Annotated in this window: 18 protein-coding genes; 9 read left to right on the top strand and 9 right to left on the bottom strand. The window is 49.9% G+C overall.

Annotated elements, in window-relative coordinates; genetic code table 11:
* Positions 1-35 precede the first annotated feature (35 nt).
* On the top strand, positions 36-965 hold the full coding sequence (gene tus / locus ACJHYW_RS01310) for a DNA replication terminus site-binding protein (RefSeq protein ID WP_001295399.1): 930 nt from the start codon (positions 36-38) through the stop codon (positions 963-965).
* On the opposite strand, the gene fumC is transcribed toward tus, so the two are convergent.
* Both fumC and fumB read right to left on the bottom strand, forming a co-directional pair.
* On the bottom strand, positions 962-2,365 hold the full coding sequence (gene fumC, locus ACJHYW_RS01305; RefSeq protein ID WP_001099081.1) for a class II fumarate hydratase: 1,404 nt from the start codon (positions 2,363-2,365) through the stop codon (positions 962-964). The two genes, tus and fumC, sit on opposite strands and share 4 nt — an antisense overlap.
* A gap of 142 nt (positions 2,366-2,507) precedes the next feature.
* Positions 2,508-4,154: a class I fumarate hydratase gene (gene fumB, locus ACJHYW_RS01300; RefSeq protein ID WP_000066623.1), complete on the bottom strand. Its 1,647-nt coding sequence runs from the start codon at positions 4,152-4,154 to the stop codon at positions 2,508-2,510.
* Positions 4,155-4,352: 198 nt separating this feature from the next.
* Here fumB and manA point away from each other — a divergent pair, with 198 nt between their 5' ends.
* Both manA and ACJHYW_RS01290 read left to right on the top strand, forming a co-directional pair.
* A complete protein-coding gene (gene manA, locus ACJHYW_RS01295; RefSeq protein WP_001170653.1) occupies positions 4,353-5,528 on the top strand; it encodes a mannose-6-phosphate isomerase in 1,176 nt (391 codons plus the stop codon).
* A gap of 100 nt (positions 5,529-5,628) precedes the next feature.
* A complete protein-coding gene (locus ACJHYW_RS01290; protein ID WP_410233337.1) occupies positions 5,629-7,137 on the top strand; it encodes a YdgA family protein in 1,509 nt (502 codons plus the stop codon).
* 44 nt (positions 7,138-7,181) lie between these two features.
* On the opposite strand, the gene uidC is transcribed toward ACJHYW_RS01290, so the two are convergent.
* The 6 genes from uidC to malI all read right to left on the bottom strand — a co-directional run bounded on the left by uidC (position 7,182) and on the right by malI (position 14,775).
* Positions 7,182-8,447 (bottom strand): glucuronide uptake porin UidC, encoded by a 1,266-nt coding sequence (uidC, locus tag ACJHYW_RS01285; RefSeq protein ID WP_001227001.1) that lies wholly within the window; start codon positions 8,445-8,447, stop codon positions 7,182-7,184.
* A gap of 38 nt (positions 8,448-8,485) precedes the next feature.
* A complete protein-coding gene (gene uidB / locus ACJHYW_RS01280; RefSeq protein WP_001075893.1) occupies positions 8,486-9,859 on the bottom strand; it encodes a glucuronide transporter in 1,374 nt (457 codons plus the stop codon).
* The gene (gene uidA / locus ACJHYW_RS01275; RefSeq protein ID WP_000945913.1) at positions 9,856-11,667 is read right to left on the bottom strand and encodes a beta-glucuronidase; all 1,812 of its coding nucleotides are present in this window, start codon (positions 11,665-11,667) and stop codon (positions 9,856-9,858) included. The genes uidB and uidA overlap by 4 nt, the downstream gene beginning before the upstream one ends.
* Positions 11,668-12,056: 389 nt before the next feature.
* Entirely contained in the window at positions 12,057-12,647 is a 591-nt protein-coding gene (gene uidR / locus ACJHYW_RS01270) for a DNA-binding transcriptional regulator UidR (protein WP_000969092.1), read from the bottom strand.
* Between the two features lie 220 nt (positions 12,648-12,867).
* A complete protein-coding gene (gene hdhA / locus ACJHYW_RS01265) occupies positions 12,868-13,635 on the bottom strand; it encodes a 7-alpha-hydroxysteroid dehydrogenase (protein ID WP_000483374.1) in 768 nt (255 codons plus the stop codon).
* Positions 13,636-13,746: 111 nt separating this feature from the next.
* Positions 13,747-14,775, bottom strand: coding sequence for a mal regulon transcriptional regulator MalI (gene malI, locus ACJHYW_RS01260; protein WP_061092690.1), 1,029 nt, complete (start codon positions 14,773-14,775; stop codon positions 13,747-13,749).
* Between the two features lie 174 nt (positions 14,776-14,949).
* Here malI and malX point away from each other — a divergent pair, with 174 nt between their 5' ends.
* The 3 genes from malX (at position 14,950) to add (ending at position 18,829) form a co-directional block, all read left to right on the top strand.
* Complete coding sequence (gene malX, locus ACJHYW_RS01255; protein ID WP_000125598.1) at positions 14,950-16,542, top strand: PTS maltose transporter subunit IICB; 1,593 nt, start codon at positions 14,950-14,952, stop codon at positions 16,540-16,542.
* A gap of 9 nt (positions 16,543-16,551) precedes the next feature.
* The gene (gene malY / locus ACJHYW_RS01250) at positions 16,552-17,724 is read left to right on the top strand and encodes a bifunctional maltose regulon transcriptional repressor/cystathionine beta-lyase MalY (protein ID WP_000459369.1); all 1,173 of its coding nucleotides are present in this window, start codon (positions 16,552-16,554) and stop codon (positions 17,722-17,724) included.
* A 103-nt stretch (positions 17,725-17,827) separates the two neighbouring features.
* Complete coding sequence (gene add, locus ACJHYW_RS01245) at positions 17,828-18,829, top strand: adenosine deaminase (protein ID WP_000567471.1); 1,002 nt, start codon at positions 17,828-17,830, stop codon at positions 18,827-18,829.
* A 35-nt stretch (positions 18,830-18,864) separates the two neighbouring features.
* On the opposite strand, the gene ACJHYW_RS01240 is transcribed toward add, so the two are convergent.
* The gene (locus ACJHYW_RS01240; protein WP_001282537.1) at positions 18,865-19,905 is read right to left on the bottom strand and encodes an oxidoreductase; all 1,041 of its coding nucleotides are present in this window, start codon (positions 19,903-19,905) and stop codon (positions 18,865-18,867) included.
* A gap of 242 nt (positions 19,906-20,147) precedes the next feature.
* Between ACJHYW_RS01240 and blr the strand changes: the two genes are divergently transcribed.
* The 3 genes from blr (at position 20,148) to ACJHYW_RS01225 (ending at position 21,287) form a co-directional block, all read left to right on the top strand.
* On the top strand, positions 20,148-20,273 hold the full coding sequence (gene blr / locus ACJHYW_RS01235; protein WP_001296096.1) for a division septum protein Blr: 126 nt from the start codon (positions 20,148-20,150) through the stop codon (positions 20,271-20,273).
* Positions 20,274-20,545: 272 nt separating this feature from the next.
* Positions 20,546-20,761: a transcription modulator YdgT gene (gene ydgT, locus ACJHYW_RS01230; protein ID WP_000217950.1), complete on the top strand. Its 216-nt coding sequence runs from the start codon at positions 20,546-20,548 to the stop codon at positions 20,759-20,761.
* 85 nt (positions 20,762-20,846) lie between these two features.
* Positions 20,847-21,287, top strand: coding sequence for a DUF2569 domain-containing protein (locus ACJHYW_RS01225; protein ID WP_000214176.1), 441 nt, complete (start codon positions 20,847-20,849; stop codon positions 21,285-21,287).
* Positions 21,288-21,295: the final 8 nt, after the last annotated feature.

The raw sequence follows: 21,295 nt of genomic DNA, 5'->3' as shown, positions 1-21,295 counted from the left end.
AAAATAAGGATGTTGTAACTAAAGTGGTTAATATTATGGCGCGTTACGATCTCGTAGACCGACTCAACACTACTTTTCGCCAGATGGAACAAGAGCTGGCTGCATTTGCCGCTCATCTTGAGCAACACAAGCTATTGGTTGCCCGCGTGTTCTCTTTGCCGGAGGTAAAAAAAGAGGATGAGCATAATCCGCTTAATCGTATTGAGGTAAAACAACATCTCGGCAACGACGCGCAGTCGCTGGCGTTGCGTCATTTCCGCCATTTATTTATTCAACAACAGTCCGAAAATCGCAGCAGCAAGGCCGCTGTTCGTCTACCTGGCGTGTTGTGTTACCAGGTCGATAACCTTTCGCAAGCAGCGTTGGTCAGTCATATTCAGCACATCAATAAACTCAAGACCACGTTCGAGCATATTGTCACGGTTGAATCAGAACTCCCCACCGCGGCACGTTTTGAATGGGTGCATCGTCATTTGCCGGGGCTGATCACCCTTAATGCCTACCGCACGCTCACTGTTCTGCACGACCCCGCCACTTTACGTTTTGGCTGGGCTAATAAACATATCATTAAAAATTTGCATCGTGATGAAGTCCTGGCACAGCTGGAAAAAAGCCTGAAATCACCACGCAGTGTCGCACCGTGGACGCGCGAGGAGTGGCAAAGAAAACTGGAGCGAGAATATCAGGATATCGCTGCCCTGCCACAGAACGCGAAGTTAAAAATCAAACGTCCGGTGAAAGTGCAGCCGATTGCCCGCGTCTGGTACAAAGGAGATCAAAAACAAGTACAACACGCCTGCCCTACGCCGCTGATTGCACTGATTAATCGGGATAATGGCGCGGGCGTGCCGGACGTTGGTGAGTTGTTAAATTACGATGCCGACAATGTGCAGCACCGTTATAAACCACAGGCGCAGCCGCTTCGTTTGATCATTCCACGGCTGCACCTGTATGTTGCAGATTAACCCCCGGCTTTCATACTGCCGACCATCTGTTCTGGCCGTACCCAGCTGTCAAACTCGGCTTCGCTAAGATACCCCAGCGCAAGGGCCGCAGCTTTTAAGGTCAGCCCTTCTTTATGCGCTTTTTTGGCGATCTCGGCGGCTTTGTCATAACCAATGTGGGTGTTAAGCGCAGTCACCAGCATCAGCGATTCATTGAGTAATTGATTGATTCGCTCACGATTCGGTTCAATGCCCACTGCACAGTGTTTGTTGAAACTTTCCATGCCATCTGCCAGCAAGCGCACCGATTGCAGGAAATTATGAATCACCATCGGACGGAAGACGTTCAGTTCAAAGTTACCGGAAGCGCCACCCATGTTGATCGCCACGTCGTTCCCCATCACCTGACAGCAAAGCATGGTTAATGCCTCACACTGGGTTGGGTTCACTTTCCCCGGCATGATTGAGCTGCCCGGCTCATTTTCCGGGATTGCGATTTCACCAATTCCACAGCGCGGGCCAGAGGCCAGCCAGCGGACATCATTGGCAATTTTCATCAGTGACGCAGCCAACCCTTTCAACGCGCCGTGCGCCTGAACCAGGGCATCACAGGTCGCCAGCGCTTCAAATTTGTTCGGCGCGGTAACAAACGGAGCGCAGGTAATGACTGCCAGTTCATCTGCTACTCGACGCGCATACTCCGGATGGGTATTTAGTCCAGTACCCACCGCTGTACCGCCAAGAGCCAGTTCCGCTACATGCGGCAGGCTGTATTCGATATGTTTGAGATTATGCTCGAGCATCGCTACCCAGCCGGAAATCTCCTGCCCCAGTGTTAGCGGCGTGGCATCCTGCAAGTGGGTTCGACCGATTTTGACGATATCGGCAAATGCACGGGATTTCTCATTCAGTGTCTGTGTCAGGGTTTTAAGCTGCGGAATGAGTTGCTTGCGCAGCGCCAGTAGCGCCGCAACGTGCATCGCCGTCGGAAAGACATCATTGGAACTTTGGCTTTTGTTCACGTCGTCGTTAGGGTGAACTTTACGCTCCATCCCGCGCACGCCGCCAAGTAATTCACTGGCCCGATTAGCCAGCACTTCGTTCATGTTCATATTACTTTGCGTGCCGGAGCCGGTCTGCCAGATAGCCAGCGGGAATTCGTCGTCATGCTGTCCTGCCAGTACTTCATCCGCCGCCTGACGAATGGCGCTCGCTTTCTCTTCAGACAACAAGCCTAAATCTTCATTAACTTTTGCCGCTGCGCGCTTGGTTAGTGCCAGCGCATGAATCAGTGAGGTGGGCATTTTCTCCGTCGAAATGCGGAAATGCTCCAGCGAGCGTTGAGTTTGTGCGCCCCACAGCTTATCTGCCGGGACATCAATCGCCCCCATCGAATCTTTTTCGCTGCGTACTGTATTCATGGCCTGCTCCTCACCTGATTAATTTTTTCTTTCTGTTTTGCTTTCGTTAAGCAACTTTTAGCTCACTCATTATTTACTATTTGATAACAAATGTTTGGTCTTTCGTGCCATGTAAAAAAACCGCCCCGAAGGGCGGCTCTGTTTATTTCACACAGCGGGTGCACTGTGTGAGTTGTATCTGCTGGAAGAAGTCATTTCCTTTATCATCCACAAGGATAAATGCCGGGAAATCTTCCACTTCAATTTTCCAGATGGCTTCCATTCCCAGTTCCGGATATTCAACACATTCCAGGCTCTTAATACTACCCTGCGCCAATACAGCGGCCGGACCACCGATACTGCCAAGGTAGAAACCGCCGTGTTTTTTACAGGCATCCGTCACCTGCTGGCTGCGGTTGCCTTTCGCCAGCATGATCATACTTCCTCCCTGCGCTTGCAGTTGATCGACATAAGAATCCATCCGTCCGGCGGTCGTTGGGCCAAGAGAACCGGAGGCATAACCTTCCGGCGTTTTGGCCGGACCCGCATAGTAAATCGGATGATCTTTGATGTACTGCGGCAGCCCTTCACCGTTATCCATCCGCTCTTTCAGTTTGGCGTGAGCAATATCACGACCGACGATAATCGTGCCATTCAGCGATAAGCGTGTAGAAACGGGATACTGCGACAACTGTGCGAGGATCTCTTTCATCGGACGGTTAAGGTCAACGCGCACCGCTTCGCCTTCTCCCGCTTTGCGCAGCTCTTCCGGGATATATTTTCCTGGATTATGTTCCAGTTTTTCGATCCAGATCCCCTGACGGTTGATCTTCGCTTTGATATTACGGTCAGCAGAACAGGAGACGCCCATACCGACCGGGCAGGATGCGCCGTGACGTGGCAGGCGAATCACGCGGATGTCGTGAGCGAAGTATTTACCACCAAACTGCGCACCCAGACCAAGATTTTGCGCTTCGATCAGCAATTCTTTTTCCAGTTCCACATCGCGGAACGCCTGTCCGTGCTCATTCCCTTCCGTTGGCAGTTCATCATAGTATTTAGCGGAAGCCAGTTTCACCGTTTTAAGGTTCGTTTCTGCAGAAGTTCCACCAATAACGAACGCAATATGATACGGAGGACAGGCCGCCGTACCCAGCGTGCGCATCTTCTCAACCAGGTAATTTTTCAGTTTCCCCGGCGTTAGTAACGCTTTGGTTTCCTGATACAGATACGTCTTGTTTGCCGAACCGCCACCTTTGGCGATACAGAGGAATTTGTACTCGTCGCCATCAACGGCATAAAGATCGATCTGCGCTGGTAGATTGGTGCCGGTATTCACCTCTTTATACATATCCAGCGGCGCGTTTTGCGAGTAGCGCAGATTATCTTCGATATAAGTGTTATAGACACCGCGTGCCAGCGCCGCTTCATCACCGCCACCGGTCCATACACGCTGCCCTTTTTTACCAACAATAATCGCGGTGCCGGTATCCTGACAGGTCGGCAGAATGCCTTTCGCCGCGATGTCGGAGTTACGCAGGAATTGCAGCGCCACATATTTATCATTTTCGCTGGCTTCCGGGTCACGCAGAATGTCGGCCACCTGTTGTTGGTGAGCCGGACGCAGCATAAATGACGCATCATGAAACGCTTGACGCGCCAACAGAGTTAACGCTTCGGGTGCGACTTTCAAAATCTCCTGCCCTTCAAATTCAGATACGCTAACGTGTTCGCTGGTTAGCAGGTAATACTCAGTATCATCTTTTTTGAGTGGAAAAGGAGCCTGATAATGAAAGGGTTTGTTTGACATTGTTCTCTCACTTACTGCCTGGTTTGGTTATGCTCTGGGCGGGTGTTCCGTTGCCCTGTTAAAAGCGAGTAACAATATCCTACACACTTTTTTAACAAAAACTGAGACTAGTACGACTTTTTGCGGCTCCAGGTTACTTCCCGTAGGATTCTTGCTTTAATAGCGGGATTAATTTCCACATTAAAACAGGGATTGATCATGCAAAAACTCATTAACTCAGTGCAAAACTATGCCTGGGGCAGCAAAACGGCGTTGACTGAACTTTATGGTATGGAAAATCCGTCCAGCCAGCCGATGGCCGAGCTGTGGATGGGCGCACATCCGAAAAGCAGTTCACGAGTGCAGAATGCCGCCGGAGATATCGTTTCACTGCGTGATGTGATTGAGAGTGATAAAGCGACTCTTTTGGGAGATGCCGTTGCCAAACGCTTTGGCGAACTGCCTTTCCTGTTCAAAGTATTATGCGCAGCACAGCCGCTCTCCATTCAGGTTCATCCAAACAAACGCAATTCTGAAATCGGTTTTGCCAAAGAAAATGCCGCAGGTATTCCGATGGATGCCGCCGAGCGTAACTATAAAGATCCTAACCACAAGCCGGAGCTGGTTTTTGCGCTGACGCCTTTCCTTGCGATGAACGCGTTTCGTGAGTTTTCCGAGATTGTCTCCCTGCTCCAGCCGGTCGCAGGTGCACATCCGGCGATTGCTCACTTTTTACAACAGCCTGATGCCGAACGTTTAAGCGAACTGTTCGCCAGCCTGTTGAATATGCAGGGTGAAGAAAAATCCCGCGCGCTGGCGATTTTAAAATCGGCCCTCGACAGCCAGCAGGGTGAACCGTGGCAAACGATTCGTTTAATTTCTGAATTTTACCCGGATGACAGCGGTCTGTTCTCCCCGCTGTTGCTGAATGTGGTGAAATTGAATCCTGGCGAAGCGATGTTCCTGTTCGCTGAAACGCCGCACGCTTACCTGCAAGGCGTGGCGCTGGAAGTGATGGCGAACTCCGATAACGTGCTGCGTGCGGGTCTGACGCCTAAATATATTGATATTCCGGAACTGGTTGCCAATGTGAAGTTCGAAGCCAAACCGGCTAACCAGTTGTTGACCCAGCCGGTGAAACAAGGTGCAGAACTGGACTTCCCGATTCCTGTGGATGATTTTGCCTTCTCGCTGCATGACCTTAGTGATAAAGAAACCACCATTAGCCAGCAGAGTGCCGCCATTTTGTTCTGCGTCGAAGGCGATGCAACGCTGTGTAAAGGTTCTCAGCAGTTACAGCTTAAACCGGGTGAATCAGCGTTTATTGCCGCCAACGAATCACCGGTGACTGTCAAAGGCCACGGTCGTTTAGCGCGTGTTTACAACAAGCTGTAAGAGCTTACTGAAAAAATTAACATCTCTTGCTAAGCTTATTAAAGGCTTATAACACCTTCAGGCGGCCAGTCCGCCTGATTTCATTTTATGGATAATCATTATGAATAAATCGCTGGTAGCGGTAGGCGTCATTGTTGCGCTAGGCGTAGTCTGGACAGGCGGCGCATGGTATACAGGCAAGAAGATTGAAACCCATCTCGAAGACATGGTCGCGCAGGCGAACGCGCAACTCAAACTGACCGCTCCTGAATCCAACCTGGAAGTGAGTTATCAAAACTATCATCGCGGCGTATTCAGCAGTCAGCTGCAACTGTTGGTGAAACCCATTGCCGGGAAAGAAAATCCGTGGATTAAAAGCGGTCAGAGCGTCATCTTCAACGAATCGGTTGATCATGGTCCCTTCCCCCTTGCCCAGCTAAAAAAACTGAACCTGCTCCCGTCGATGGCATCAATTCAAACCACGCTGGTTAATAACGAAGTTAGCAAGCCACTGTTTGATATGGCAAAAGGTGAAACGCCTTTTGAGATTAACTCCCGCATTGGTTACAGCGGAGATTCCAGTTCCGATATTTCGCTCAATCCGCTGAATTACGAGCAAAAGGATGAAAAAGTCGCCTTTAGCGGCGGCGAGTTCCAGTTAAATGCGGACAGAGACGGCAAAGCTATCTCCCTTTCCGGAGAGGCGCAAAGTAGTCGGATAGACGCAGTTAACGAATACAACCAGAAAGTGCAGTTGACCTTTAATAATCTGAAAACCGACGGTTCCAGCACGCTGGCAAGTTTTGGTGAGCGCGTAGGAAACCAAAAACTGTCACTGGAAAAAATGACCATTTCAGTGGAAGGCAAAGAACTGGCACTGCTGGAAGGCATGGAGATCAGCGGTAAATCGGATCTGGTCAATGACGGTAAAACGATCAATAGCCAACTGGATTACTCGCTAAACAGCCTGAAGGTACAGAATCAGGATCTGGGCAGCGGCAAGCTGACTTTAAAAGTCGGCCAAATTGATGGCGAAGCCTGGCATCAGTTTAGCCAGCAATATAACGCGCAAACTCAGGCGCTGCTGGCACAGCCAGAAATTGCCAACAATCCCGAACTTTATCAGGAAAAAGTGACGGAAGCCTTCTTTAGCGCTCTGCCGCTGATGCTGAAAGGCGATCCGGTGATTACTATCGCGCCGCTAAGCTGGAAAAACAGTCAGGGTGAAAGTGCGCTGAATCTGTCGCTGTTCCTGAAAGATCCGGCAACGACCAAAGAAGCGCCGCAAACGCTGGCGCAGGAAGTGGACCGCTCGGTTAAATTTCTGGATGCGAAACTAACCATTCCGGTGGATATGGCAACTGAGTTGATGACTCAGGTAGCGAAGCTGGAAGGTTATCAGGAAGATCAAGCGAAAAAACTGGCGAAACAGCAAGTTGAAGGTGCATCAGCAATGGGGCAGATGTTCCGTCTGACCACCTTGCAGGACAATACCATCACCACCAGCCTGCAATATGCTAACGGTCAGATAACGTTAAACGGGCAGAAAATGCCACTGGAAGATTTCGTGGGTATGTTTGCGATGCCGACATTAAACGTTCCGGCTGTACCCGCTATTCCGCAGCAGTAATTCACAGCCAAAACGCCGGAAATTTTTCTCTCCGGCGTTTTTTCTTACTTCAGCATAAAGTCATACTGAATACTCATTTTCACATCCCAGTAATTCAGGCGATCGCCCAGCGCACTGCCATCGCGCTTTTCCCGCCCTTTATCGGCAGCAAGAAAGAAATTCATCCCTTGTAACGGCCCTTCGCTGACCCGATAGTTCATACCCCCTAAGATACCCGCGCCTTCAATCCGCACATCTCGTTTACTGGATTCATAGCCGCGGGTCACAATCGGTGCAAATGTCAGCGTAAATTGCGGAGTTAAACGATAGTTAACGCCCAATTGCCAGGACTGCATTCCTTCACGGTTACGATCAAGACTTAATGAAAAGGGATAGCCAATGTCGGTGTCCACCACGGCACCATTCATTGCATGGCGCAAATAACCACCACTGCCAAATACGCTTCCCCACGGCGCATTCCAGGTCAATTGTCCACTAACCAACGCCGTTTCATTGGGCTGGCTGGTATTACGACTTAAACCTTCAAGTTGCGCGTAAAAGCCGAGCAACTCCCCTTTCAACGTATAATTCGGGTCAAGCGGTATGCTTTTCTCGAGAATACTTTGTATCTGATTGGAAACATCTTTCTGTACCGATGCCCCCAGAGAATAGCGACTGGTATCATCATGCCAACTGGCGGCTAAAAAAGAACGTGCGCGATGTTTATCGTATTTTCCCGTCTGACTGTTATACACCCCTTCATCACGAATACCGGTTGTTGAATCGGTCCATAAAAATACTCGTGAACGCCACATTCCCCACAGATCAATATTTGGCGTTAAAGCCCAGTAACCTAATGCTCCTTCAGAAACTGTCGGTAATGTACGTTGCGAACTGCCAGCCATTAACGGAATACGATAAGGTAAGCTACCATTACTATAATCCGTCCCGAAGCGACCTAATTTAAGCAAGCTATTTTCACTGGGTTTTATTTTTACTGCCCCCAGGGCAAAGCCAAAACTTTTATCACCATCAAGATACCACCGGGTACTCATATCAGCACGAGCACCTAATTTATAAACATAATACGCCCCGCCTTCAACGCCAATAATATTGGAATAGTAACCACTATTGAAATCGAGCAATCCTCCCTGTACCCATGCGTAAATATCTCTTCCCGCGCCAGCACTGGGCTTATCAGCCCTGCGCAATTCGTTTTTCAGTCTGATGCGTAGTCCCGCTTCATCGTCAGCCAGTTGCGCCGCATAAGCAGAGGTAAGGCCAGAGGCAGCCGTCAGGCAAATAACGGCCATGGCCACTATTTTTCTCATAGTTGCACCTTTGATGTTCTGATTATTTTTATTGAATATTAATTAGTGATATCGCTGATTAATTGCTGCTGCACTTTTTTACGATTATCAATTTCAACAACGATTTCTTTGAATTTTTTATCCGTGAGCGGATAAAACCAGATAATGACGAATGCCAGCAGCATAAATCCGCAAGGTACTAAGGCAATTGATGTGCGGATGCCCATAATAACTTCCGGCGTTTGCACCTGATTGGCAATATATCCGCTTAATCCCAAAATAAAGGCAGGAATTGAACCTCCGATTGCCTGACCGCATTTACGGGTAAATGAGAATAGTGAATAGGTGAGCCCTTCTATTCGCACGCCGGTCAGGTATTCACCGTATTCTACAGTATCAGCTTCCAGTGCCCACATCACGGTCATTGTAACGCCCTGACCAATTGAAGCGATGGCCAACGCAACCAACGCCACTGGCAGTGACCAGACGGAAACCCAGAAGAACAGCAGATAACCGCAGGTTCCCAGCAAAGCGCCAATCAGGAAGGTATTCTTTTTACCGATCCTCGCGACCATCCCCGGCACCAGCGGTGCCGATGCCACAGTACCGACCAGGTTTTGCACCAGTACCAGCACAGTGAACAGCCCGGTGTCATTTAACACATAGCGCACGTAGAACAACGACGAGGCGCTGACCGCGAAGGTCGAAATCAGCACACACAGCGCACCGATGCACAACATAAACAGCGGGCGATTCCGTTTCAGGGTTTGCAGACTGATCTTCAATGACGGCTGCGCCACGATACGTACCACATTCTCACGCGTCGATTTGAAGCAGATGAAGTAAAGCACCATTCCGGCAATCGCCAGCACAATCGTCCAGAAATGGTATACCGACACCATCTCTTCCGGGCTGGAGTTCTTAATGCTCGGTCCTATCAGAAATGCCAGGCAGACAAAGGTCAATGACGCGGCAATCCCGCGAGCCGCGCCCAGACGGGCGCGGGATTGTGGTTGTTGGGTCATCGCGGTAGCAAGTGAACCATAAGGAATATTCACCAGGCTGTAGCAAAGCCCGAGTCCCATGTAGGTCAAATATGCATACACAACTTTGCTGCTATGGCTCCAGTCGGTCGGTACCCAGAATACCAGCACGCTGAAGATCATTAACGGCGCAGTACCGAAGAGTAAAAACGGGCGGAATTTTCCCCAACGGGTATTCACACTGTCCACCACTCGTCCGGCAAAGACATCGGCGAAGGCATCGAATACCCGCACCAGTAACAGCATGGTGCCCGCCGCAGCGGCACCGACGCCAGCGACGTCGGTGTAGTAACTCAACAGGAAGAGCGCCCCCATTGCGAAGGCGAAGTTATTGGCGACGTCACCGAGGCTGTAGCCGACGATGGTGCGCCAGGAGAGTTGTTGATTCATTGTTTGCCTCCCTGCTGCGGTTTTTCACCGAAGTTCATGCCAGTCCAGCGTTTTTGCAGCAGAAAAGCCGCCGACTTCGGTTTGCGGTCGCGGGTGAAGATCCCTTTCTTGTTACCGCCAACGCGCAATATGCCTTGCGAGGTCGCAAAATCGGCGAAATTCCATACCTGTTCACCGACGACGGCGCTGACGCGATCAAAGACGCGGTGATACATATCCAGCCATGCACACTGATACTCTTCACTCCACATGTCGGTGTACATTGAGTGCAGCCCGGCTAACGTATCCACGCCGTATTCGGTGATGATAATCGGCTGATGCAGTTTCTCCTGCCAGGCCAGCAATTCTTTTTCCAGTACCTTCTCTGCCGTTTCCAAATCGCCGCTTTGGACATACCAACCGTAATAACGGTTCAGGCACAGCACATCAAAGAGATCGCTGATGGTATCGGTGTGAGCGTCGCAGAACATTACATTGACGCAGGTGATCGGACGCGTCGGGTCGAGTTTACGCGTTGCTTCCGCCAGTGGCGCGAAATATTCCCGTGCACCTTGCGGACGGGTATCCGGTTCGTTGGCAATACTCCACATCACCACGCTTGGGTGGTTTTTGTCACGCGCAATCAGCTCTTTAATCGCCTGTAAGTGCGCCTGCTGGGTTTCTCCGTTGACTGCCTCTTCGCTGTACAGTTCTTTCGGCTTGTTGCCCGCTTCGAAACCAATGCCTAAAGAGAGGTTAAAGCCGACAGCAGCAGTTTCATCAATCACCACGATGCCATGTTCATCTGCCCAGTCGAGCATCTCTTCAGCGTAAGGGTAATGCGAGGTACGGTAGGAGTTGGCCCCAATCCAGTCCATTAATGCGTGATCGTGCACCATCAGCACGTTATCGAATCCTTTGCCGCGCAAATCCGCATCTTCATGACGACCAAAGCCAGTAAAGTAGAACGGTTTGTGGTTGATCAGGAACTGTTCGCCCTTCACTGCCACTGACCGGATACCGACGCGCAGCGGGTAGATATCACACTCTGTCTGGCTTTTGGCTGTGACGCACAGTTCATAGAGATAACCTTCACCTGGTTGCCAGAGGTGCGGATTCACCACTTGCAAAGTCCCGCTAGTGCCTTGTCCAGTTGCAACCACCTGTTGATCCGCATCACGCAGTTCAACGCTGACATCACCATTTGCTACCACCTGCCAGTCAACAGACGCGTGGTTACAGTCTTGCGCGACATGCGTCACCACGGTGATATCGTCCACCCAGGTATTCGGCGTGGTGTAGAGCATTACGCTGCGATGGATCCCGGCGTAGTTAAAGAAATCATGAAAGTAAGACTGCTTTTTCTTGCCGTTTTCGTCGGTAATCACCATTCCCGGCGGGATAGTCTGCCAGTTCAGTTCGTTGTTCACACAAACGGTGATACGTACACTTTTCCCGGCAATAACATACGGCGTGACATCGGCTTCAAATGGCGTATAGCCGCCCTGATGCTCCATCACTTCCTGATTATTTACCCACACTTTGCCGTAATGAGTGACCGCATCGAAACGCAGTACAATACGCTGGCCCGCCCAACCTTTCGGTATAAAGACTTCGCGCTGATACCAGACGTTGCCCACATAATTACGAATATCTGCATCGGCGAACTGATCGTTAAAACTGCCCGGCACAGCAATTGCCCGGCTTTCTTGTAACGCGCTTTCCCACCAACGCTGATCAATTCCACAGTTTTCGCGATCCAGACTGAATGCCCACAGGCCGTCGAGTTTTTTGATTTCACGGGTTGGGGTTTCTACAGGACGTAACATAAGGGACTCCTCATTAAGATAAAAATACTGGTCAACCTTTAATCTGATTAGTTAACCAATTCTGTGTTGCACACAGTTATCTGTGAGAAACCCACGGAAGAGAAATGGAAATAAAAAGAACTGACACCGCGATCAAAAAACCAAAAACTGCAATACCCACAGCGTGATATTGATCGCATTAATCTTTAAAACAGCGTTGACATAAGCCACAAAATAAGCAATCGAACGTTCGTTCGAACATATTGGGAACGATAAACCCTCATGATATATTGTTACGATGAATATTTAGGTGGGATTCTCCGATCCCGGGGAGGATGATTTTTGCACAGAGAAATTACGATATGAAACGCGGGCTCAGTTGTCACCAGCCCGCGGAAAGAGAGAGAGGATCAGGATGCGGTTAATATACCGCCAATCATCGCGCGTAATCCCTGAGCAAACGACGCTTCACGCGCCAGATCTTCCGCTTCGATATCGGCCAGTACACCGTAGGTCAGATCCAGCAGTAAACGTGAAGTCATTGCCGTGTTGATATCTGGGCTTATCTCGCCTTTTTGCTGGGCATCACGCATCCGCTGGGCAACAAATTCCGTGATCGTCATATGCTTATTTTTAAGCATGGCGGCGACCTGTGGGTTGCGCATCCCTTCCGCCATAATTTCGACCACCAGCGCCCGTTGCCCAAAGGCTTCATGGGTGAGAGAGACAATAGACTCGACCATATAGTCAACGAAATGAATCCCTTCAATCGGTTCCCGGAAACGGGCCAGTGCCCTCTCCTGGTCCTGTAAGATAATCGCCTGAATCAGGGCTTCTTTGGAGATGAAATGGTGATAGAGCGTCCCGGGACTAATGGCGCAAGATTTACAGATGGCTTTCATCGAGGCACTGTGAAATCCATTTTCTGAAAAAATCTCTCTGGCAGCATTGAGGATCCGGGTCCGTGTCGGTTGTGCTTCAGTCTGCATGTTATCCATCATAAAACCATTATAGTTAGCGTGAATAACTAGTTTACCGCGTTGTCAGGTGAGCGCCTATCATTGCTGTTGAATAGTGCGAAGGCACACTCTATTCGTATACTTTTCACTCGGAAATTGGTTAACCAATAGCCGTAATTTGGCTGCCAGTTATTTAGCTGAGACGTTGATGAGTTTATCCCGGTAAACAACACATACGGCTGTTTACCGGTCCGTTAGTGTATTAATTGAGCTCCTGTACCCCACCACCGGAGACCGTGAGAATTTGTCCGCTTACCCAGCTGGCTGCAGGCGAGCAAAGGAACAGCGCCGCGTTAGCAATATCTTGCGGTTGGCCCAGACGTCTGATCGGCGTGTGTTGTAACATTTTTTGTTCAATTTCTGGTGTAATAACGGATTTCAGGGCATCGGTTAATATTGCCCCCGGCGCAATGCCATTTACCCGAATATTTTTTTCACCCAGGTCAAATGCCATATTTCTGACCAGATGACTGGCCGCAGCTTTAGATGATGCATAGGAAGTCATGTTTATATTTTTATTTTCTGCCGCCATAGAAGTGATAGTCAGAATAACGCCACCGCCATTTTTTTTCATTTCTGGCGCAACAAGTTGTGACAGATGGAAAAAAGAAAACACATTCAGTTCATAAGCACGGCGAAAATCTGCCATTGGCATATCAAATGGTTTAGGACCACCGCCACCGGCGTTGTTAACCAGAATATCAACTTTACCCAGCTTACTGACGGCAAAGTCTGCCAGTGCAGAGAGTTCCTGTTCGGAAGTAATATCACAACGCCAGGCAAATGCCTGACCACCCAGTTGTTGAATTTCGTCTACAACATGATTAGCTGCATCGGCATTAATATCACTGACCACCACAGATGCGCCAGCTGTCGCGAATGTAATGGCAATTTCTTTACCAATACCTGCACCCGCACCTGTGATGATGGCGCATTTTCCGTCGAGTCTCAGGTTGTCAGAATTAAACACATAAACCTCCTGTGAACTTCAGTAAAAATAAAAGGCACCGCCTGTGTGCCACATTTTTTATCATTAACCTTGAGGAAAGGACACTACCAGGTATAGCAGATAAAGAGAGGATTATTTAGCCGCAATGAGCCGGGCGGGAATAATAAGATTGCGTGAATGCGTCTCTTCATGGGTGATTTTTTGCATCATGCGATCCGCAAGTGTGGTACCAAGTTCCCGCGCTGGCGTGCTGGCCCAGGTAACAGGTATATCATCAAGTGTGGTTGGCGTTGCATCGGCAAATGCCGCCAACGAAACCTGTTGTTCAAAGTAACGATCGACTCCGCTTTCCCCGCTTTGCCGCCCTGCTTTCAGCAAACCAAACCATGCCCCCATCGCAATAGTTTCGTTATAGCAAACCACGGCGCTGATGGTCGGGTTATGACGTAAAAGCGCCGTGATAGCTTCCGCGGCTTGCTTCTGGCTGGAAGTGCACTCCAGCACCCAATCGCTGTGAAACGGCAGGCCAAATTTTAGTAGAGTTGCACAATAGCCCCCCACCCGCTCTGCCCGGGTTAATGAGGAACTTTGCCCTCCCAGCCAGGCGATACGCTGATGCCCATTGCGAATGAGATGCTCCGTTAACAACTGTGCTGCCTGCATGTTGTCCGGGCGAACCGTATCAACATCATCAAGATAACTGGCACGGGAAGCGAAAATCACCGGGATAGCTTTTTCTTCTGCCATCCGTCGCAGGTCATCGCTGCTTCCTGCAGCCCCGGCAATGACAACACCATCGACCCCCTGATTCAGTAACAGTGAAAACCGCTGTGCCAGCTGCTCGCCGTCTTTACCGCCGTGAAGCAAAAAAACCATCCGTCCCTGCGCTTCCAGAGCTTCCGTCAATCCGGCCGTTAATTCGGCGTAAAACGGCGCAGATAAATCACGGACGATCAAACCAATGACGCCGCTTTGCCCGCCGCGCAGCGCCGACGCCTGACGATTGCGCACAAATCCCAGCTCTTCAATGGCGGCGTTAACGCGTTCTCCTGTGGCGGTAGAGATTCGCCCTTTGCCACTTAGCACCAGCGAAACGGTACTTACCGACACGCCCGCAGCCAGCGCAACATCATGAATGGTTATTTTTTTGGCGGTAGCCATGCAGATGACCTACTCCCTGATTATGTGACAGATAAAACGTTTTACCTTTTATTTATCTTATACCCGCTATTATCGTTGTGTAATGTGATTTATGCCTCACTAAAATTTGATAAAACGTTTTATCTTCTTGCGCAATTTACTGAATCCAGATTGTTCTCTACGAGGAGTCGTTTTATGACGGCGAAAACAGCACCGAAAGTCACGCTGTGGGAGTTCTTCCAGCAGTTAGGCAAAACCTTTATGTTACCCGTGGCATTATTGTCGTTCTGCGGCATTATGCTCGGCATTGGTAGTTCTCTTAGCAGCCATGATGTCATCACCCTGATCCCGGTCCTGGGCAACCCCGTGTTGCAGGCTATCTTTACCTGGATGAGTAAGATTGGCTCGTTTGCTTTTAGTTTCCTGCCAGTCATGTTCTGTATCGCCATCCCGCTGGGTCTGGCACGCGAAAACAAAGGCGTAGCGGCATTCGCTGGCTTCGTCGGTTATGCGGTAATGAACCTCGCGGTAAACTTCTGGTTGACCAATAAAGGCATTCTGCCAACCACGGACGCCGCGGTTCTGAAAGCCAATAACATCCAGAGCATTCTTGGGATCCAGTCGATCGACACCGGGATCCTCGGTGCGGTGATCGCCGGTATTATCGTCTGGATGCTGCATGAGCGATTCCATAATATCCGCCTGCCAGATGCGCTGGCATTCTTCGGCGGCACGCGCTTCGTACCAATCATCTCCTCGCTGGTGATGGGTCTTGTCGGCCTGGTGATTCCATTAGTCTGGCCAATTTTCGCCATGGGTATTAGCGGCTTAGGCCATATGATCAACAGCGCGGGTGATTTCGGACCGATGCTGTTTGGTACCGGTGAACGTCTGCTGTTGCCGTTTGGTCTACATCACATTCTGGTGGCATTAATTCGCTTTACCGACGCAGGCGGCACGCAAGAAGTCTGCGGTCAAACCGTCAGCGGTGCACTGACCATCTTCCAGGCGCAATTGAATTGCCCGACCACTCACGGTTTTTCTGAAAGCGCCACGCGTTTCCTTTCGCAAGGTAAAATGCCTGCGTTTCTCGGCGGTCTGCCAGGTGCAGCGTTAGCTATGTATCACTGTGCGCGCCCGGAAAATCGCCATAAAATTAAAGGTCTGCTGATTTCTGGCCTGATCGCCTGTGTCGTTGGCGGCACGACCGAACCGCTGGAATTCCTGTTCCTGTTCGTAGCGCCAGTTCTGTATGTCATCCACGCGCTGTTAACCGGCCTCGGCTTCACCGTCATGTCTGTGCTCGGCGTCACCATCGGTAATACCGACGGCAATATCATCGACTTTGTGGTGTTCGGTATTTTGCATGGTCTGTCAACCAAGTGGTACATGGTGCCAGTAGTGGCGGCAATATGGTTTGTCGTTTACTACGTCATCTTCCGTTTCGCTATCACCCGCTTCAATCTGAAAACCCCGGGGCGCGATAGTGAAGTTGCCAGTTCAATCGAAAAAGCCGTTGCCGGTGCGCCGGGTAAATCAGGTTACAACGTTCCAGCAATCCTCGAAGCCTTAGGCGGTGCCGACAATATTGTCAGCCTCGATAACTGCATTACCCGTCTGCGTTTGTCTGTGAAAGATATGTCGCTTGTTAATGTGCAGGCACTGAAGGACAATCGGGCAATTGGCGTAGTACAACTTAATCAACATAACCTGCAGGTTGTTATCGGGCCACAAGTTCAGTCAGTAAAAGATGAAATGGCCGGTCTGATGCATACTGTCCAGGCATAAGGATAAGATATGTTCGATTTTTCAAAGGTCGTGGATCGTCATGGCACATGGTGTACGCAGTGGGATTATGTCGCCGACCGTTTCGGCACTGCTGACCTGTTACCGTTCACGATTTCAGACATGGATTTTGCCACTGCCCCCTGCATTATCGAGGCGCTGAATCAGCGTCTGATGCACGGCGTGTTTGGCTACAGCCGCTGGAAAAACGATGAGTTTCTCGCGGCTATTGCCCACTGGTTTTCCACCCAGCATTACACCGCCATCGATCCTCAGTCGGTGGTGTATGGCCCTTCTGTTATCTATATGGTTTCAGAACTGATTCGTCAGTGGTCTGAAACAGGTGAAGGCGTGGTGATCCACACACCCGCCTATGACGCATTTTACAAGGCCATTGAAGGTAACCAGCGCACAGTAATGCCCGTTGCTTTAGAGAAGCAGGCTGACGGCTGGTTTTGCGATATGGGCAAGCTGGAAGCCGTGCTGGCGAAACCAGAATGTAAAATTATGCTCCTGTGTAGCCCACAGAATCCTACCGGGAAAGTGTGGACGTGCGATGAGCTGGAGATCATGGCTGACCTGTGCGAGCGTCATGGTGTGCGGGTTATTTCCGATGAAATCCATATGGATATGGTTTGGGGCGAGCAGCCGCATATTCCCTGGTGTAATGTGGCGCGCGGAGACTGGGCGTTGCTAACGTCGGGATCAAAAAGTTTCAATATTCCCGCCCTGACCGGTGCTTACGGGATTATAGAAAATAGCAGTAGCCGCGATGCCTATTTATCGGCACTGAAAGGACGTGATGGGCTTTCTTCTCCTTCGGTACTGGCGTTAACTGCTCATATCGCCGCCTATCAGCAAGGCGCGCCGTGGCTGGATGCCTTACGCGTCTATCTGAAAGATAACCTGACGTATATCGCAGATAAAATGAACGCTGCGTTTCCTGAACTCAACTGGCAGATCCCGCAATCCACTTATCTGGCCTGGCTTGATCTACGTCCATTGAACATTGACGACAACGCGTTGCAAAAAGCGCTTATCGAGCAAGAAAAGGTCGCGATCATGCCGGGATATACCTACGGTGAAGAAGGTCGTGGTTTTGTCCGACTCAATGCCGGGTGCCCGCGTTCGAAACTGGAAAAAGGTGTTGCTGGATTAATTAACGCCATCCGCGCTGTTCGTTAACCCCAATTGCGCAACGTAAAAAATCGTTGCGCAATCGTGGATTTTTACCCTGCTTTGTTTTTATAATGGTGCGCACTTTTATATCCAGAAAAAGAGTGCGACCATGATTGATACCACCCTGCCATTAACTGATATCCATCGCCACCTTGATGGCAACATTCGTCCCCAGACCATTCTTGAACTTGGCCGCCAGTATAATATCTCGATTCCTGCACAATCCCTGGAAACACTGATTCCCCACGTTCAGGTCATTGCCAACGAACCCGATCTGGTGAGCTTTCTGACTAAACTTGACTGGGGCGTTAAAGTTCTCGCCTCTCTTGATGCTTGCCGCCGCGTGGCATTTGAAAACATTGAAGATGCAGCCCGTAACGGCCTGCACTATGTCGAGCTGCGTTTTTCACCGGGCTACATGGCAATGGCACATCAGCTGCCTGTAGCGGGTGTTGTCGAAGCGGTGATCGATGGCGTACGTGAAGGTTGCCGCACCTTTGGTGTGCAGGCGAAGCTTATCGGCATTATGAGCCGGACCTTCGGTGAAGCAGCCTGTCAGCAAGAGCTGGAGGCCTTTTTAGCCCACCGTGACCAGATTACCGCACTTGATTTAGCCGGTGATGAACTTGGTTTCCCGGGAAGTCTGTTTCTTTCTCACTTCAACCGCGCGCGTGATGCGGGCTGGCATATTACCGTCCATGCAGGCGAAGCTGCCGGGCCGGAAAGCATCTGGCAGGCGATTCGTGAACTGGGGGCGGAACGTATTGGACATGGCGTAAAAGCCATTGAAGATCGGGCGCTGATGGATTTTCTCGCCGAGCAACAAATTGGTATTGAATCCTGTCTGACCTCCAATATTCAGACCAGCACCGTGGCAGAGCTGGCGGCACATCCGCTGAAAATGTTCCTTGAGCATGGCATTCGTGCCAGCATTAACACTGACGATCCCGGCGTACAGGGAGTGGATATCATTCACGAATATACCGTTGCCGCGCCGGCTGCTGGGTTATCCCGCGAGCAAATCCGCCAGGCGCAGATTAATGGTCTGGAAATGGCTTTCCTCAGCGCAGAGGAAAAACGCGCACTGCGAGAAAAAGTCGCTGCGAAGTAACAAAAAAGGATGGTGCTAATTGCACCATCCTCTTTTCACGCAAGGCACAGCGTCGCGCGATGTTTGGCGGATTCGATGCCCAGCTCAATCAACTCCATTACCTGGATTGCCTGACTTGCCGGAACCGGATTTTCACCATCGCCATTTAACGCATCACGAATAGCCGCATAGTAAGCCGGATAATTCCCCGGCACCGTCAACAGCGTTTCTTCGACACGTTCCTCACCTTCCACGCGGGTAAGTACGCCATCACGCATATCGTAGCCCCAGTCTTCCTGCGGCAGACGCTCGCCATTTTTCAGACGTTCTTCCTGTGGATCGAGGCCATATTTCACATAACTGCCTCGGGATCCATGCACGATATAACGTGCTGACTCAGCAGCTGCCAGCATTGTACCGTGTAAAATGACTCGCCGCTGCGGATAGGACAAGATGGCGTGGAAATAATCGGTCGACTGCGCTCCGGGCCGTAACTGTGCCAAATCAACCGTCATGCTGACCGGTAAACCAAATAGCGTAATGGCCTGATCAAGAAGATGCGGTGCTAAATCGTACCAGATACCGCTGCCAGGACCGCCCTGTTCACGCCAACGATCGCGCACCTGCGGACGGAAGCGGTCAAAATGAGACTCAAAGTAAGCAACTTCACCCAGTACGCCTTCCGCGAGCAAACCTTTTAGCGTCAGGAAATCGCTATCCCAGCGACGGTTATGGAATACAGACAGCACACGCCCCAGGCTTTTTGCCAGCGCTTCCAGCTCTCGCGCTTGTGACAGTGTCACGGTAAAGGGTTTATCAACGACCACATGTTTACCCGCCTCAAGCGCCGCTTTGGCTAACGGAAAATGGGTATCGTTGGGTGTAGGAATGACAATCAGGTCTATGTTGGGATCGTTAAACAGATGCTTCGGCTCAGAGACAACCGTAACCGTTGGCCAGTCAGCTTTTACTTTTGTTTCATCGCTGCTGGAGATTACCGCCAGCTCCAGCCCGGGCGTGCCCGCAATCAGGGGCGCATGGAAGGTTTTGCTCGCATAACCATACCCAATCAACCCAACACGGATGTTGTCGCTCATGTCATTGCCTCTCATTGAAGTATGATGGCTATTTGACACTATCCTTTACCCTCGCTCAACAGTTTAATAACCTGCCAGCAATAAGGGATGTTGTTTAACTTAAGTCAAAAAAATAGCGATTTTTCCAACGACAAAAGCTAAATATCGCAAAAACCTCAGTAAAAATCTTGCTGGAGCTATTATTGCTAAGTAACATTTACCCCCTGAAGTTAATGGATCAATCAACAGAGATGTGGGCTGTAATGAATCGTCTTATTGAATTAACAGGTTGGATCGTTCTTGTCGTTTCAGTCATTCTTCTTGGCGTGGCGAGTCACATTGACAACTATCAGCCACCTGAACAGAGTACTACGGTACAACACAAGTAAGCTCTGCGCTTGTAGAGCGACATGCTGCCCGTCCGGGTGCATGTTTTCACTTGTCGGATATTAAACCAGGAATTTATTATCTTGTTCGATGTTGTTGGTGATTGTCAGGGATAGTAAAGCGCGTTACTCTTTTCAGAGCAGTTTTTCATCTCTGAATATTTGCCATCAGCGCATTCTTATTATTGTAATAACACACGCGTTCACTTTTGGTGAAATTTTATCATCACTAATAATACCTACTCCTTTGGTATTAATTATTTTATGGACCTTTTATGACTGTTCAGGACTACTTATTAAAATTTCGCAAAATCAGTTCACTCGAAAGTCTGGAAAAACTCTACGACCATCTTAATTACACTCTGACGGATGATCAGGAACTGATCAATATGTATCGTGCTGCCGATCACCGCCGCGCAGAGCTGGTTTCTGGCGGGCGTTTGTTTGACCTCGGCCAGGTACCGAAGTCCGTCTGGCACTATGTCCAATAAAGAAAGTAGCGATCGGTTATAAAAGCCTTATAATAACGCCCCTAAAATTAGATTTGCCTGTTTGCGTCGCTATTCTGGAGAACCTATGACCACCACAACGCCACAACGTATTGGAGGCTGGTTGCTTGGCCCATTGGCCTGGCTTTTAGTCGCTCTGTTAAGTACGACGCTGGCGTTGTTGCTGTATACCGCTGCGTTATCTTCTCCGCAAACATTTCAAACGCTCGGCGGACAAGCACTGACGACACAAATCTTATGGGGCGTTTCTTTTATTACCGCTATCGCCATGTGGTATTACACACTGTGGTTGACCATCGCTTTCTTTAAACGTCGGCGTTGTGTTCCTAAACACTATATTATCTGGCTGCTTATTTCCGTATTGCTGGCAGTAAAAGCGTTCGCTTTTTCACCCGTGGAAGATGGCATAGCCGTTCGCCAGTTACTGTTTACTTTGTTGGCAACCGCATTGATCGTCCCCTATTTTAAACGCTCGTCGCGGGTGAAAGCGACGTTTGTGAATCCGTAATAACCTTA

Origin of the sequence: Escherichia sp. WS3063 (assembly GCF_046486595.1) — a bacterium.
GTDB lineage: Bacteria > Pseudomonadota > Gammaproteobacteria > Enterobacterales > Enterobacteriaceae > Escherichia > Escherichia coli.
Note: the sequence above shows the minus strand (reverse complement) of the source record. Positions and strands in the feature narration are given on the sequence as shown.